The sequence below is a fragment of the bacterium genome (assembly GCA_029210965.1).
In the GTDB taxonomy this organism is placed as follows: Bacteria; BMS3Abin14; BMS3Abin14; order BMS3Abin14; family BMS3Abin14; genus JALHUC01.
Map to the genome: position 1 here is coordinate 1 of JARGFZ010000015.1, position 14,570 is coordinate 14,570.

Below are 14,570 nucleotides of genomic sequence, written 5' to 3' on the forward strand. Positions count from 1 at the left end.
CAATGACTTACGGAGTGAGTCATTGATTTGGGCGCCCCGCGCGGGGCGCATTGATGACTTTTTGCGAAGTCATCAACCTTAGGTCCCGGAATCGCAGGTACAACAACTCCTTGTATTGGGGGAACGCCATGAAATCCTGGAATTCGACGCTCACTTTGCTCATTTTGGCACTGTTTCTTGCTGCGCCGTCACAGGCCGCCTATACAGCCAATATCAATGCTGCCGAAGAGTTTATCTCCACCGGAAAGTATAATGAGGCAATACCGTTGCTTGAAGAAGCGGTGGCCGAATCCCCGGATAGCGCGGAGGGGTATTTTCTTCTGGGTGTGGCAGGGTTGTGGTCAAGGAATTGTGAAATTGCCTGCGTGCATTTTAAAAGGGCGCTGGAGATCGATCCCGGCCTTGTTGTTCGAATGAGCGTTCAGATCAAGGACCGGGTGGTGGAACGAATACTGGCCGGGGACATGGAGGAAGCCAAGGCTGCCCTTACAGTGGCGGTTAAGCACGATCCCCAGCTCAGAAGGGATATCACCCAATCCTGCCTGTACCGCGGCGAGGGCTATCTTGACAGCGGGGACGAGGCTATTGCCGAGAGCATTTTCCAATTCGTAGCCGAGACAGATCCGCAAATGAAAGCCAACATCTGCGAACTTCTCTACGGTAAGGCCAGATCGGCAACTGGAGAGGAAAGCCTCAGACTGGTCCTTGCCTCTCTTCGTTACGGCAACCGGTACCAAAGCGAAACCGTTAAAATGGCTTTTCGTCTTGCCAACGACCTGGATAACGAAACGGCCCGAAAGGGCTACCTGGAGATGACCTCCGAATTCGTTGAACCGGGAAAAATACTGCAATCCAGTGTTGAATATTACACACGAATGTATGGTAACCCCTCCACGGTCAGCCTGTTCACCCCAGACTCATGGATCAGTGCGGACAAGAACAAAAATGTTGCCCGTATCCGTTACCTCACCGGTGACAAAGTGCTTACGAGAGGGGATACAGGCCCCAGGGAACTGGAGCTTTCCATTTATACGGCAAAAGATTTTCCAGGAATAGCCACCCCTTCTGACAAGGGTTACCTCCAGCAGATATGGTTCTCTGCGGCCCAGGGTCCGGCCACTGTTTATTACTGGTCCGTACCGGCTCCCTGACACCGTAACCGATACATGAACAGCTCATCGGGCAGCCCGTTCCTATAGCTTTTAACGATCAAATCACAAGAACAGTACAGGTCTGACCATCAACATGACCCCCCGGAATGAAAAAGTAAGAGGTACCCTTCTCATGGTATCGGCAATGGTGATCCTTAGCCCTGATGCCCTGCTTATCTCACTTATCCGTGTTGATCCCTGGACTCTCGTTTTCTGGCGCGGTCTTCTCACAGCCTGTACCCTGTCGGTGGCGCTGGTGTGTTCCCATGGAAAAGGAGTATTACGGGAAGTCTTCCGCATGGGGCCCGCTGGTATTCTGGCGGGCTTTTTATTTGGCGCGAGTACGGTTTCCTTTGTCATGTCGATCCGGCTGACCACAGCAGCCAACACCCTGGTCATTGTCGCAGCGACGCCGCTGTTTGCAGCCATTTTAACCAGGCTGTTTCTGGCTGAAAGGGTTCCTGTACGGACCTGGGTGGCGGTTATAACCGGTTTTTCAGGCATCATCGTTATCTTCAGCGGAAGCCTTTCAACGGGTACCATTCTCGGTGACCTTCTGGCCCTTGCAACAGCGATGATCATGGCCACAAACTTTGTCATTATCCGCAGCCACAGGAAGGTCAGTATGATACCGGCAGTTGTTTTAAGCGGGATATTGACCACCCTTGTGACGCTGTTCATGGCAGAACCATTTGCTGTAGGTACATCCGATATTTTGCTCCTCACGGTTCTGGGTTCTGTTGTGATGCCCATTCCCCTGGCTATCATGACTGTGGCTCCTAAGCTCATCCCGGCCGCTGAGGTAAGTCTTATTATGCTTTTTGAAACCTTCCTGGGACCCCTCTGGGTGTGGCTGGTTATAGGGCAAAGGCCAGCAGGTGAGACGGTGCTTGGAGGGGGGTTATTGGTGACAACGCTTGTGGTGCACGCGGTGGTTGGGTGGAAAGAGCAGTAATTCGTGATCCGTAATCAGTAATCGGTGAACCGTAACAACATAAGACAACAGGCATTTCAATTACTTCCAATTCATGCTTGACATATAACTGCATGGGTTGTTTGTTTCACGGTTCACGGTTCACGGTTCACGGTTCACGGTTCACGGTTCACGGTTCACGGTTCACGGTTCACCGCCTTCCTCGGTTCCGCAAACACCCTTTTAACCTGAGGATACTCTTCCTTGATGGCGATCCTTATCTGTTCGAGCACGTCCTCAACCTGTCCGGCGGGTACAGTGTCCACAAAATCCAGGCTGATGTTGGTGAGGATGAAATCCGGTCCCATGTGCAGCGTCAGGACTTCGTTCACCGATTGGATCTGAGGGTAGGAACCGGCCAGGATGCGAATCCCGTGTACGATCTCGCGGTTTGCGCTCTCCCCGATGAGAAGGCCTTTGGTCTCGTAGGCAAGCCAGACTGCTGTCCCTCCAAGAATGATCCCGATGACGATGGAGGCCAGCCCGTCGTAAAGCGGGTTGTGAGTACGGTGGCTTATGTAAATACCCATAAATGCCACAATCAAGCCCAGCATAGCGGCGGAGTCCTCAAAAAGGACAACAAACAGAGAGGGGTTTTTCCCCCGCTGGACAGCTTCAATAATTCCCCATTTTCCTTTTGCTCTGGAAAACTCGCGAAAGGCGAAAAGCCAGGCCGCCCCTTCGAAAAGAAAGGCCAGACCTAGGACGATATAGTTGATATTTGGATTGGTCAGCTTTGACGGGTGACTGATGTGTACGATGCCTTCGTAAAGAGAAATGCCGGCTCCCACGGCAAAAATGAGGATAGCCACCACAAAGCTCCAGAAATAGATCTCCTTACCATGGCCGAAGGGAAAATATTCATCTGGAGGGGCTTCGGAGCGTTTCAGGCCGTAAAGGAGCAGCACCTGGTTGCCAGTGTCCACAAGGGAGTGGATTCCCTCGGACAACATGGCGGAGCTCCCGGTGAGGAGCGCGGCAAAAAACTTGGTGATCGCAATGAGGGAGTTGCCCACCAGGGCCGCCCAGATAACCTTTTTGGAAGCTGAGGACATATTGTACCTGCCGTTAAATGTTGTCAGGTTTCCCAGGGAGTGGAATTATGACCACACCTGTGTTTAAATGGGCCTTTTTTTACCTTATAACATTTTTAGCTGTGTAACAGCAGGAAAGGAGAACCAGATGCAGATCGGAACGAATAGCGTGGTGTCCATTCACTACACCCTAAGGGACGAAACCGGCGAGGTGCTGGACGCTTCAGAGGGCAGGGAACCCCTGGATTATATGCACGGCTCCGGGCAGATCATTCCGGGCCTTGAAAACGCGCTGGAGGGAAAATCCAAGGGAGAAGAGCTCGCTGTAGTCATCGAACCGGAAAACGGCTACGGTACCCGGGATGAGTCTCTTGTCCACGAGGTTCCGAAATCGGAGTTCGAGGCGTCTGACGAAATTGAAGTGGGGATGCAGTTTCGGGTGGGTGATGAAGGCGGAACCTTAATTATGGTGGTGGCCGGCGTTGGCGATGAGGCCGTCACCCTGGATGGCAACCACCCCCTTGCCGGTGTGACCCTGTCCTTTGATGTTTCCATCGAGGATGTTCGGGAGGCCACCGAGGAGGAGATCAAGGCAAGTCAGCATGTGCATGGGTCGGGATGCGGATGCTAGTGCAAGAATGCATCCGCCGTCGCCAAGGCTATGGCGGACAGGGAATATGGAATGTAGAACGCAGAATAAAAACTAATCTAAAATAAAGCGGCCAATTGGCCGCCCTATTTATTCCTGGAACCTGGAACTCCGGACACTATAGACTTTTCAATGTGTCCGGGGAGATCATCCATTTAACCCCCCATGTCCCGGCCTTTTCCAGACACACCATTGTACCGGGAGTGAAGTCAATGATCTCCCTGCTGCTGTCGTGAAGGAGCAGCAGGGAAGCCAGGCGCGGCAGGTGGCCCACGAGCATGGCATCCTTGTCCACGACCTCCAGATGTTGGGACCAGATAGCAGGATCATCTGATGGCCTGAGACCCTCCCTTTCCTCGGGGGCAGGAGCCCTGGGAAGAGCCTGGCTGATAATGGAGGCTGTCTGGGCAGCCCTTACCTTGGGACTGTGGAAAATGTGCCCCGGCATCAATCTGAAACGATGGGCCAGAAGCCCGGCCAGATTACGCACATCGGTTTCGCCCTGCTTTGACAGAGGCCGTGCCCGGTCTTCTCCTTCGCTGACAGCCTCACCATGTCTCATGAGGTAAAGCAGCATCGCACTCTCCCTTCACCCGTGTTTAATCTCTTTTTGATTGGAACGTCGAGCGCCCTGGGGGCCCTTCACCGATCTGATCCCATTATGCCAAAACCATAACATTTGTGCTGTGGGCAATTCTAACTTACAATAATGTCTTTTATGGCTGTTTACAAAGGAGAGTGTGCCTGCAGTTATGAACTATTCCATACTGAGTAAAATACTGGACGCGAGTCCGGATATGTACCTGATCATCGACGGGAACGGAGTCCTGATCGACTTCAAACCTTCTCCAAATTTTGAACCGGCTTTGCCGCCTGGAGAGTTCCTTGGCAAAACCATAGGGCAGGTGCTCCCTGAGGAGCTTGCCAAGACGGGTCTCTTGAGGACAAGAGAGGTCCTGGACACGGGAAAGGAATGTTTGTTGGAGTACAGCCTTCCCATCGATGGTAAACTTAATTTCTACGAGGCAAGGCTTACTCTCTTTGATGAAAAACAGGTCCTGGTCATAATCCGGGATGTAACCGATAAAAAACGCTCCATGGAGGCTGCCAAGGCTCTCATTGACGCTTCTACGGACTGGTTCTTCCTTTTGGACAGACAGGGATACATCCTGTCCATCAACCAGAGTGCAGCCGATATCTTTGGGAAGAGGCGGGAACAGATGGAGGGGACACTCTACTGGGATCATCTCTCACCGGAAAAAGCCCGCTATCGTAAAGAGCGGATGGAGGAGATACTTAAAACCGGCAAGCCCACCAGCCTTGTTGACCTGTCAGATGACAGGGTCTTCGAAGCTTCTTTGAATCCGGTAGCGGAACCGGGTGGACCTGTCCATTTGGTGGCCTATTTCATCAAGGATATTACCGATCAGGTTAAAGCTGAAAAGGATAGAATCGAATCTGAGGCCCGGCATCGGCGTCTCTTCGATAGCAATCCGGTGCCCATGTATGTCTACGACACAAGCACCTTGATAATTCTGGACGCCAACGAGGCAATGGTCGATATCTATGGATTTACACTGGAAGAACTCACCTCAATGACGATCACCGAAATCTGTCCACTTGAGGATGCTTCCAAGGTCATGGAGAACGTCACCGATCTGCGATCAGGGCAGGTGCACTTTGGCCTGTGGCGGTATATGAAAAGGGATGGATCCGTCATCGATGTGGAAATCACCAGCGGAGACTTCCCTTATATGAACAGGCCGGCCCGTCTTGTCCTGTGCCAGGATGTAACGGAAAAAGCGGCCATGGAAAAGGAACTCGCCGCCAGTGAGGTCAAATTTCGGAGTATCGTGGAATCCTCTCCCATGGGCATACACATGTATCGCCTCGATGCCGAGGAGCGTCTCATCTTTTCCGGGGCCAATTCAACAGCCGACAGGATCCTCGGGATCGATCACCACCGGTTAACAGGTTTGACCATCCAGGAGGCTTTCCCCGGGTTGGAAAACACCGAGATCATCAACCGGTATCGTGAAGTGTGCCTGAGCGGCAATCCGTGGTATTCCGAGCAGGTCGATTACAGGGATGGCAGGATCAGCGGGGCCTTTGAGGTGCACGCCTTCAAGACAGGTTATCGCTCCATGTCGGTGTGGTTTCTCGATATAACGGAAAAGAAAAAAACCATGGCGGCCATCACGGAGAGCGAGGAAAAGTTCAGGACCGCCTTTATCACCAGCCCGGACTCTGTCAACATCAACCGGCTGGAAGATGGCAAGTATGTCGATATCAATGAAGGTTTTTCGCAAATAACAGGCTACACCAGGGAAGAGGTCATGGGCAGAACCTCCATTGAGTTGGGAATATGGGTCGATCCACAGGATCGTGAAAAATTCGCGGACGGCCTGAAACAGAAAGGTTATGTAAACAACCTTGAATCAAAATTCCGTGCAAAGGATGGTTCTATCCTGGAGGGCCTTATGTCGGCGAAGCTCCTTAACTTGAAACAGGAGCCTCACATCCTTTCGATAACCAGGGACATCACCGAACTCAAGAAAGCTGAGGAGGCACTTATAAAGAGCGAAGAACAGCTGCGTGCCTCCCTCGGGGAGAAGGAGATCCTTCTCAAGGAGATCCACCACAGGGTCAAGAACAACCTCCAGGTCATTTCCGGTCTCCTGGACCTTCAAGCCCATCATATCAATGATCCGATGGGCCGGGAGATCTACAAGGAGAGCCAGAACCGGGTCATAACCATGGCTCTCATACATGAGGAGCTTTATCAGAGCGTGAACCTCGGCCAGGTGGATTTCGATGACTACATCCGGAACCTGTGTGAAAACCTCATGATCTCCTACGGAGCTGACAGGAAGCAGATCAATCTGGATATCAGTACCGAAAAGACCAGTATGGTAGTCGATACCGCAATCCCGTGCGGTCTCATCATCAACGAGCTGATGACCAACGCTTTAAAGCATGCTTTTCCCGATAAACGAAAGGGGACGATCAGCCTTTCCTTCAGGCAGCTGAAAAACAAAAACTATATGCTTACAGTGAGCGACAACGGCATCGGAATGCCCGGTAAAGTTGACATCAACAAAACAACATCCCTGGGGATGCAGCTCATCACGGTCCTGGTGGGGCAGCTGGGCGGAACCCTCAAGTTAAATCGCAGGGAAGGGACCAGTTTTACGATAAAATTCAAGGAATACCACGAGGCAGGAAGTGTCCTTTATTGATAGCGCTTCCGCTTGCAGGTAGATAAAAGGAAAAAAGTAAAATTGCCTGTCTACTTTTCCGCTTTTGACAGTGAATGAAGCATTCAGGGGGGCGCTCATGATCCAGCAGAGTGAACTGATCACATTTCTGATCGGGGCCGGAACCGCGACTTTTATTTATCTCAACCGGCGCCGCATCGCTAATATTCCCGGATCCAACTGGATCCTCCTTGCCTACTCAGCACTTTTTGCGGGATGGACCATTACCATCGTAGAAGGTTTTGTTCTCCCTGATTTCATGAACGCTCTGGAACACGTGTGCTACATGGCAAGTTCCATGGCAGCTGCCGGCTGGTGCTGGATCGCCCTGATCAAGGAGAGGGGTATACAGTGAACTTCGTCAGCCTCATGGACCTTGCCGCCGCCGCAGCTTCCCTGACAGCACTCCTGTTTATTCTTTTCGCAGCCAGGCGAACCCCCTGGAAACCGGAGGTCACTCTATTTACCTTTGTCATTATCCTCGCCGTCAGCCACGATGTGGGAAATTTCCTGGAATGGGCAGGTTATACAAACTGGTTCGACCCGGTGGAGGATTTTCTGGAGGTACTCACTGCCGCACTCTGGGCATTTTTCTTCTATACATTTTTTCAGGAACTTACGGAGCGGAAGCTTCGGCAGATCCAGGATCTCGATGAGAAGATCCTCGATGGGTCACCCGTGGCCTTTGTTCTGAGAAGCTCTGATCTACGGGTTCTGAAGGTTTCCAAGGCGTTTAAAAAGGTCACAGGTTACGATCCAGCTGCCGTTATGGGTAAAAGTATTGAAGAGTTCATGCCAGATATGCCCGGCCGGCAGGAGCTGGAGGCCAGGCACAGGAAGGTCCTGGAATCTGGAGGACAGGTAGGACCGACAGAGATGCAGGTACCATCCCCGGTCCCTCGGTTTATTCGTGAGACTATCTTCCCGGTGAGGGGCCTGGAGGAAGGAAACGTAACCAATACACTTAGCGTTCTGGAGGACATTACTGCTCAGGTAGAGGCAGAGAGAAAACTCAGGGAGGTCCAGGAACTTGACGAGAAGATACTGGACGGTTCCCCGGTAGCCTTTGTCCTCCACGATCTCGATATGCGTATCATAAGGGTGAGCAGCGCCTATGAAAAGGTGACTGGATTCAAAACAGAGGATGTACAGGACCGCACACTGAAGGAGTTCATGCCCGACGGATCTCAGAAAGATGACATTATCCAAAGAATCGAATATGTTCAGGAGCAGATGCTTCAGGTCGGACCCAAAGACATAGAATCTCCCGTCCCCGGCCACTATTTAAGGGAAACGATCCTGCCCATCTTCAGCCCGGAGGGTCGGTTGGTTAACACACTCTCCGTGCTGGAGGATATCACCGAGCAAAAGCACGCCAGGGATGCCCTCGAGGAAAGTGAGTCCAGATACAAGATGCTCTTCGACAGTATTCATGACGGTGTGGTGGTCCATGAGATCGAGAAAGGTGGGCGCCCCGGGCGCTTCCTGGAAGTAAACCGCACATTTTGCCAAATGACGGGATACTCCCGGAAAGAGCTGCTCGAGATCACTCCACTGGATTTAAGTGAAATCTCCAGATATGCAGTTGCTTCGGTAAGGAAAACTCTACTTGGAGGTGGATCAACCTCCTTTGAGAGGGTCCTCATCAGTAAAACTGGTGAGGAACTTCCTTGCGAGATGAAAGCCCATTCTTTCAAGCTGGGGGACAAGCAGGTAATCCTCTCGGTGGTCAGGGACATCACAGAGAGAAAGAAAGCTCATGACAGGATCAGCAGCTCCCTTGCAGAAAAAGAGACTCTCTTGCGGGAGATCCATCATCGGGTCAAGAATAACCTTCAGGTCATTTCAGGCCTTCTCAATCTTCAGGCCCATTATATTGATGATGAGAGGGTCCGGACTATATACAAGGAAAGTCAGAACAGGATCAAAACCATGGCTCTCATCCACGAAGAGCTTTATCAGCGAGAGGACCTGGCGCGGATAAACCTCGCGGAATATATCAGCGGACTGGCCGGGAACCTGATGGCCTCCTACTCCATGGCAATCGGAAGGGTCAGCCTCGATCTGGATCTTGAGGACGCGGAGATCACGATCGACACGGCCATTCCCTGCGGCCTTATCGTAAACGAGATCGTATCCAATTCCCTGGCTCACGCCTTTCCGGATAATGGGAAGGGTAAAATCAGGATAAAATTAAGGCTGTTGGATGGAGAAAAGTTTGAATTAAAGGTATCAGACGATGGCATTGGATTGCCTGCCGATCTGAAAATAAGTAAAACGAAAACACTTGGGTTACGGTTGGTGTCGATCCTGGCAGAACAGCTGGGTGCGGATCTTCAGGTCGAGAAAGATCAGGGCACTGCTTTTTGCCTGACCTTCAAGGAGTACCTGGAGGCAGGGGCGGAAATGTATTAACTGCGGAATATAGAATGTAGAACGCAGAACGCAGAAGAAAGCGTTATCGGTTCCATTCAAAGATCATCCGCGTCTGAACCTTGAATACTGAAAGCAAGAACGTCATCCGAAGGCTGCCGTTTGGTTTTTAAATTCTACGTTCTACATTCTAGGTTCTACATTCTATTTCTAGACACCAGCCACCAGACACTGTAATTTCTCTACTATGCTCAAAATACAGAACCTGTCCAAATCATATGGCTCACAGGCCCTTTTTGACGAGGTCTCCGTAAATATCAATCGGGGGGAGCGGGTAGGTCTGGTTGGGCGCAACGGCCATGGAAAAACAACCCTCCTCAGGCTTCTGACAGGGGAGGAGTCTCCCGATTCAGGGGTCATCTCCGCTCCAAAAGGTTACCGGATAGGATATCTTCATCAGCAGCTGGAATTCACCCGCCCCTCCGTTCTGGAAGAGGCTGCTCTGGGGCTTGAAGAGGAAGAAAAGGACCAGACGTGGCGGGCCGAAAAAATTCTGGCCGGGTTGGGTTTTTCCGCGGAGGATATGATCAGCCCCCCGGAGATCTTCTCGGGTGGTTACCAGGTCCGGCTTAACCTCGCCCGGCTGCTCGTGTCGGAACCGGATCTGCTTCTTCTGGATGAACCAACCAACTTCCTTGACGTCGTGGCGATACGCTGGCTGAAAAAGTTCCTTTTCTCATGGAAAGGGGAGCTTCTTGTAGTTACCCATGACCGGAGTTTCATAGACGCGGTTACGACCCACATCATGGGGATCCACAGGCATAAGGTGCGGAAAATACCGGGTGATACGGGCAAGTATTACAGTCAGATAGCCATGGAAGAGGATGTTCACGAAAAGTCCCGCGTGAATATGGAGAAAAAACGCCGCCAGACGGAAGATTTTATTCGCAAATTCAGGGCCAAGGCCCGTCTCGTGGGCCTGGTCCAGTCCCGTATTCGCTCCCTTGAAAAGCAGAAGGTTCCGGAACGGCTCCAGGCTATAAGAACCCTGGATTTTTCTTTCAGGAAGGCTCCTTTCGAAGGAAAGGTGATGATGGAGGCCAGTGAACTTTCCTACCGCTGGCCTCAGGACTCCAAGGAGCTTTTCCGTAAAGTGCGCCTTGTCATTGGCAAGGGGGATCGCATAGCCGTTATCGGGCCCAACGGAAAAGGGAAATCGACTTTCCTGAGAGTGCTTGCAGGAGAGCTTACCCCCACGGGTGGTGAGGTCAGGACCCATAACCGTACGCGGGTGGGTTTCTTTGGGCAGACAAATGTTCAGCGGCTGGAGCCCAACCGCACCGTGGTTGAAGAGCTCCTGGCAGTGGAACCGGACCGTTCCCTGGCAAGAGCCAGAGCGGTGAGCGGGACAATGATGTTCGAGGGTGACTCGGCTCTGAAAAAGGTTTCTGTACTCTCAGGCGGGGAGAAGAGCAGGGTTCTTCTCGGCCGATTGCTTCTGGAACCACACAATCTCCTTCTTCTGGATGAGCCAACAAACCATCTGGATATGGATTCCTGTGAGGCGCTCCTCGACGCTATCGAAGATTTCGAAGGGGGCGTTGTTATCGTCACCCACAACGAAAACTTTCTGCACAGCCTGGCTGAGAAGCTCCTTGTTTTCGACAGAGGCGGAGCATCCCTGTTCGATGGCACATACCAGAACTTTCTGGATGAGGTGGGATGGGAATCGGAGGAGGAAACTGAGGGGAAAGGGGAAAGGGAAAAGGGAAAAGGGAAAAAGCCAGGCGTTAAAAGTGATGTCAGGGAGAATAAAAAAGAGTCTCGGAAAGAGAAGGTCCGTCTGCAGCAGGAACGGACCAGGATCATGGGGCCTCTCCAGCAGCGCGTAAAAGAGATGGAAAAAAAGATCACCGGATTGGAGTCAGAGGTCGAAAGGATAAACAGTGAGCTTATAGAGGCTTCCAATGCCGGAGAAGGGCAGCATATTTCTGAGCTTTCAAGAAAGCTGCACAGCCTTACCCGGGAGATAGAGAAGGGTTATGAAGTACTTGTGACCGCCTCGGAGGAGCTGGAAAAGGTGGAGAAGGAATTGGAACGGTAAGCTGTGAACACGTACATGCGTAGGTGCGTGCGTGAGTGTGCGCGGAAATAATCCCGGGAAAATGCTTTTCGCACGTACGCACGAACGCATTTACCCACGAACGACAGCACCGGAGGTGCCGATGAAGATCGTTGTCCTGGACGGCTACACCTTGAATCCAGGCGATCTTTCCTGGGATGATCTGAAGGCGTTGGGTGATTGTATCGTCCACGACAGGACCGCTCCCGATGAGTTAGTGGAAAGAGGGAAGGGAGCCCAGGTCCTTCTGACCAACAAGGTGGTCCTGGACCGGGAGGCCATCGGGCAGCTGCCTGAGCTGGCTTATATTGGCGTTCAGGCCACCGGTGTTAACGTTGTTGACCTGGAGGCTGCCCGGGACCGGGGGATCGTTATCACCAACGTGCCGGCCTACGGCACCGATTCTGTGGCCCAGTTTGTTTTCGCGCTCCTTTTAGAACATGTTAACTCTGTCGGGCACCACACCGAAGCGGTCCATGCAGGGAAATGGTCAGCCTGTGCGGATTTCAGCTTTCATGAAAGACCCCTCGTAGAACTTGCAGGTATGACCCTGGGTATCGTCGGTTACGGGGCCATCGGAAGGGCTGTGGCAAGGATCGCCGAGGCCTTCGGGATGGTGGTCATTGTGCATACGCGAACACCATGTAAAAGCAGCGAGACCCGATTTGTTGATCTGGAAACGGTATTTGCCGAAGGTGATGTGGTGAGTCTCCACTGTCCCCTTACACCTGAAACAAAGAGGCTGGTAAACAGCAGACGTCTTAAGCTGATGAAGAATTCAGCAATACTCATCAACACATCACGGGGCCCTCTTGTGGATGAAGCGGCCCTCGCAGATGCCCTCAATGGCGGACAGATAGCGGGAGCCGCCCTGGACGTTCTTTCGGTGGAGCCTCCACCCGAGAACAACCCTCTGTTAGCGGCCCGGAACTGCACCATAACTCCTCACATCGCCTGGGCCACACTGGCGGCCAGAAAAAGGCTCATGGACACTGTGGTGGGGAACGTAAAGGCGTGGATGGAAGGGAGACCGAGGAACGTGGTCAGCTAGGAGCTGACCTGGAATCGTCTGACACGGAGACCCGCCTTCGCTGAAGCTACGGCGTGGCAAGCACGGGGACCCGCCTTCGCTGAAGCTACGGCGTGGCAAGCACGGAGACACGGGGAAAAGGCTCTGTGTCGGAGTGTCGGGGTATCGGTGTGCCGGCGAAATGCTATATAATCCTTTATGCTGTTGACACTGCGGGCTCTTTAGATAAGCTGCCCATAGCCCATAGCCCATAGCCCATAGCCCATAGCCCATAGCCCATAGCCCATAGCCCATAGCCCCTTTGAGATATGAGATCTGAAATTAGCCTTATTGATCTTCGTTCCGACACGGTAACGAAACCCACCCCCGAGATGCGAAAGGCCATGGCCGAAGCCGAGGTGGGGGACGATGTTTACAGCGAGGACCCCACGGTCAACCGTCTCGAGGAGACGGCTGCCGGCATGCTGGGTTTCGAGTCCGCCCTATATGTGCCCACCGGAAGCATGGGAAACCAGGTGGCCCTGGCGGTCCACACCCGTCCCGGGGAAGAGGTTGTGTGCGACGCCGATAGCCATATCCTGCACTATGAGATGGCGGCCATGGCAGCGCTTTCCGGTCTGCTGCCACGGGTCCTGAACACGGTGGGAGGGTTTCCCAGCGCCAGCCAGGTTTCGGAGGCCATTCAGCCTGACATCGGATACCTGTCGCGGACCGGGCTTATTAGTCTGGAAAACAGCCATAACAGGGGCGGCGGTGCGGTCATGGAGATAGAAAGGCAGCGGGAGATCCAGGAGGCTGCCCATCAAAAAGGAGTGCCTGTCCATCTTGACGGGGCGAGGATCTTTAACGCTGCTATCGCCCTTGGTGTGGATGTCCATGAGGTGGCAGCCGGGTTCGATTCGGTCATGTTCTGCCTTTCCAAGGGGTTGGGGGTTCCAATCGGATCTCTTCTGTGCGGGTCTTCGGATTTCATCAGGGAGGCCCGAAGGGTCCGCAAGAGGTTCGGCGGGGGTATGCGGCAGGTGGGGGTGCTGGCCGCTCCCGGCCTGGTGGCCCTGGAAAAAATGACAGGGAGGCTTGCCGAGGACCACCTTACGGTGAGGCTCCTGGCTGAAGGGTTGGCACAGAAGTCAGGTATCGAGATCCCCGTCGATCCTCAAACCAACATCCTCATCTTCACCGTGGGGCCGGAGTGGTTCGGCGAAAAAATCCCGGAGGACGAAAACTACGCTGGAGGGTTCGTCCGACACCTGAAAGAACACGGGATCCTGGCTCTGGCATTGGATAAAAACAAGGTCCGAATGGTAACGCACTATGATTTACCTGAAGACGCAGTTGTGAGAACAATGAGAGCAGTAGAAAGTAGAAACCCTTCGACAAGCTCAGGGTCCCGAGCCCGGTCGAGGGAGTAGAAAGGGGAAAGAGAGAACGCAGCACGCAGAAGGCGTGATGAGCCGGAATCCAGCCCAAACAATGGTTCCTGTAAAAGCGGCGGATTTAACCACGGAGAAAATCGGAGAAAGGCGGAGGAAACCTGGAATCAGGGGGGAGCGCATGCGTATGCCGCAAACGCTCTGAAGTCCATTCACCACGGAGGTCACAGAGGACACGGAGAAAAGTCAGGAACTGGGGTAATGCTTGTCATCGCGAGCCGTCAACCAGGCGACTCGCCACGGCGGAAGCGCAGACCTGGAATCCAGCCTGGCGTGCCTGCCGCGTCGAAGTCCGGAGGACGAAGATGGGCCTGCCACGGTGAAGCCGAAGGCGAAGACGGAAGCGATCCCGGTTGTTATGACTGCGATGTTTTTACCACAGGGTTCACAGGGTAACACAGGGTTAAACCTGGAGTCTTAGGAAAGCGCGGTTACCATAATTGCGATGTTTTTTCACCACTGAGCTCACTGAGAACACTGAGGAAACCTTAAGTCTCGGTTGTGGGACGGTTACTATAAAGGCGATCTTTTTCACACAGAGCGAAGAC

At 52.9% G+C, this 14,570-nt stretch carries 11 protein-coding genes; 9 read left to right on the top strand and 2 right to left on the bottom strand.

Annotation, left to right across the window (positions count from 1 at the left end; translation table 11 throughout):
- The first annotated feature begins 128 nt into the window (after positions 1 to 128).
- Positions 129 to 1,151: a hypothetical protein gene (locus tag P1S59_07640; GenBank protein ID MDF1526122.1), complete on the top strand. Its 1,023-nt coding sequence runs from the start codon at positions 129 to 131 to the stop codon at positions 1,149 to 1,151.
- Between the two features lie 133 nt (positions 1,152 to 1,284).
- Positions 1,285 to 2,106: a DMT family transporter gene (locus tag P1S59_07645; protein MDF1526123.1), complete on the top strand. Its 822-nt coding sequence runs from the start codon at positions 1,285 to 1,287 to the stop codon at positions 2,104 to 2,106.
- 155 nt (positions 2,107 to 2,261) lie between these two features.
- On the opposite strand, the gene P1S59_07650 is transcribed toward P1S59_07645, so the two are convergent.
- The gene (locus P1S59_07650; GenBank protein MDF1526124.1) at positions 2,262 to 3,179 is read right to left on the bottom strand and encodes a cation diffusion facilitator family transporter; all 918 of its coding nucleotides are present in this window, start codon (positions 3,177 to 3,179) and stop codon (positions 2,262 to 2,264) included.
- A gap of 127 nt (positions 3,180 to 3,306) precedes the next feature.
- Here P1S59_07650 and P1S59_07655 point away from each other — a divergent pair, with 127 nt between their 5' ends.
- Positions 3,307 to 3,789: a peptidylprolyl isomerase gene (locus tag P1S59_07655; GenBank protein ID MDF1526125.1), complete on the top strand. Its 483-nt coding sequence runs from the start codon at positions 3,307 to 3,309 to the stop codon at positions 3,787 to 3,789.
- Between the two features lie 136 nt (positions 3,790 to 3,925).
- On the opposite strand, the gene sixA is transcribed toward P1S59_07655, so the two are convergent.
- Entirely contained in the window at positions 3,926 to 4,384 is a 459-nt protein-coding gene (gene sixA / locus P1S59_07660) for a phosphohistidine phosphatase SixA (protein MDF1526126.1), read from the bottom strand.
- A 175-nt stretch (positions 4,385 to 4,559) separates the two neighbouring features.
- Between sixA and P1S59_07665 the strand changes: the two genes are divergently transcribed.
- The 6 genes from P1S59_07665 (at position 4,560) to P1S59_07690 (ending at position 14,001) form a co-directional block, all read left to right on the top strand.
- Positions 4,560 to 7,046 (top strand): PAS domain S-box protein, encoded by a 2,487-nt coding sequence (locus P1S59_07665; protein ID MDF1526127.1) that lies wholly within the window; start codon positions 4,560 to 4,562, stop codon positions 7,044 to 7,046.
- Between the two features lie 97 nt (positions 7,047 to 7,143).
- The gene (locus P1S59_07670; GenBank protein MDF1526128.1) at positions 7,144 to 7,419 is read left to right on the top strand and encodes a hypothetical protein; all 276 of its coding nucleotides are present in this window, start codon (positions 7,144 to 7,146) and stop codon (positions 7,417 to 7,419) included.
- Positions 7,416 to 9,479, top strand: coding sequence for a PAS domain S-box protein (locus P1S59_07675; GenBank protein MDF1526129.1), 2,064 nt, complete (start codon positions 7,416 to 7,418; stop codon positions 9,477 to 9,479). The genes P1S59_07670 and P1S59_07675 overlap by 4 nt, the downstream gene beginning before the upstream one ends.
- A 205-nt stretch (positions 9,480 to 9,684) precedes the next feature.
- A complete protein-coding gene (locus P1S59_07680; protein MDF1526130.1) occupies positions 9,685 to 11,541 on the top strand; it encodes an ABC-F family ATP-binding cassette domain-containing protein in 1,857 nt (618 codons plus the stop codon).
- 121 nt (positions 11,542 to 11,662) lie between these two features.
- Positions 11,663 to 12,610, top strand: coding sequence for a D-2-hydroxyacid dehydrogenase (locus P1S59_07685; protein MDF1526131.1), 948 nt, complete (start codon positions 11,663 to 11,665; stop codon positions 12,608 to 12,610).
- Between the two features lie 287 nt (positions 12,611 to 12,897).
- Positions 12,898 to 14,001, top strand: coding sequence for a GntG family PLP-dependent aldolase (locus P1S59_07690; GenBank protein ID MDF1526132.1), 1,104 nt, complete (start codon positions 12,898 to 12,900; stop codon positions 13,999 to 14,001).
- Positions 14,002 to 14,570: the final 569 nt, after the last annotated feature.

Excerpts from the sequence above, each read along its gene's own strand:
- sixA (MDF1526126.1), bottom strand. The coding sequence starts at position 4,384 with ATGCTGCTTTACCTCATGAGACATGGTGAGGCTGTCAGCGAAGGAGAA.
- P1S59_07670 (MDF1526128.1), top strand. The coding sequence starts at position 7,144 with ATGATCCAGCAGAGTGAACTGATCACATTTCTGATCGGGGCCGGAACC.
- P1S59_07665 (MDF1526127.1), top strand. The coding sequence starts at position 4,560 with ATGAACTATTCCATACTGAGTAAAATACTGGACGCGAGTCCGGATATG.
- P1S59_07680 (MDF1526130.1), top strand. The coding sequence starts at position 9,685 with ATGCTCAAAATACAGAACCTGTCCAAATCATATGGCTCACAGGCCCTT.
- P1S59_07655 (MDF1526125.1), top strand. The coding sequence starts at position 3,307 with ATGCAGATCGGAACGAATAGCGTGGTGTCCATTCACTACACCCTAAGG.
- P1S59_07685 (MDF1526131.1), top strand. The coding sequence starts at position 11,663 with ATGAAGATCGTTGTCCTGGACGGCTACACCTTGAATCCAGGCGATCTT.
- P1S59_07650 (MDF1526124.1), bottom strand. The coding sequence starts at position 3,179 with ATGTCCTCAGCTTCCAAAAAGGTTATCTGGGCGGCCCTGGTGGGCAAC.
- P1S59_07645 (MDF1526123.1), top strand. The coding sequence starts at position 1,285 with ATGGTATCGGCAATGGTGATCCTTAGCCCTGATGCCCTGCTTATCTCA.
- P1S59_07640 (MDF1526122.1), top strand. The coding sequence starts at position 129 with ATGAAATCCTGGAATTCGACGCTCACTTTGCTCATTTTGGCACTGTTT.
- P1S59_07690 (MDF1526132.1), top strand. The coding sequence starts at position 12,898 with ATGAGATCTGAAATTAGCCTTATTGATCTTCGTTCCGACACGGTAACG.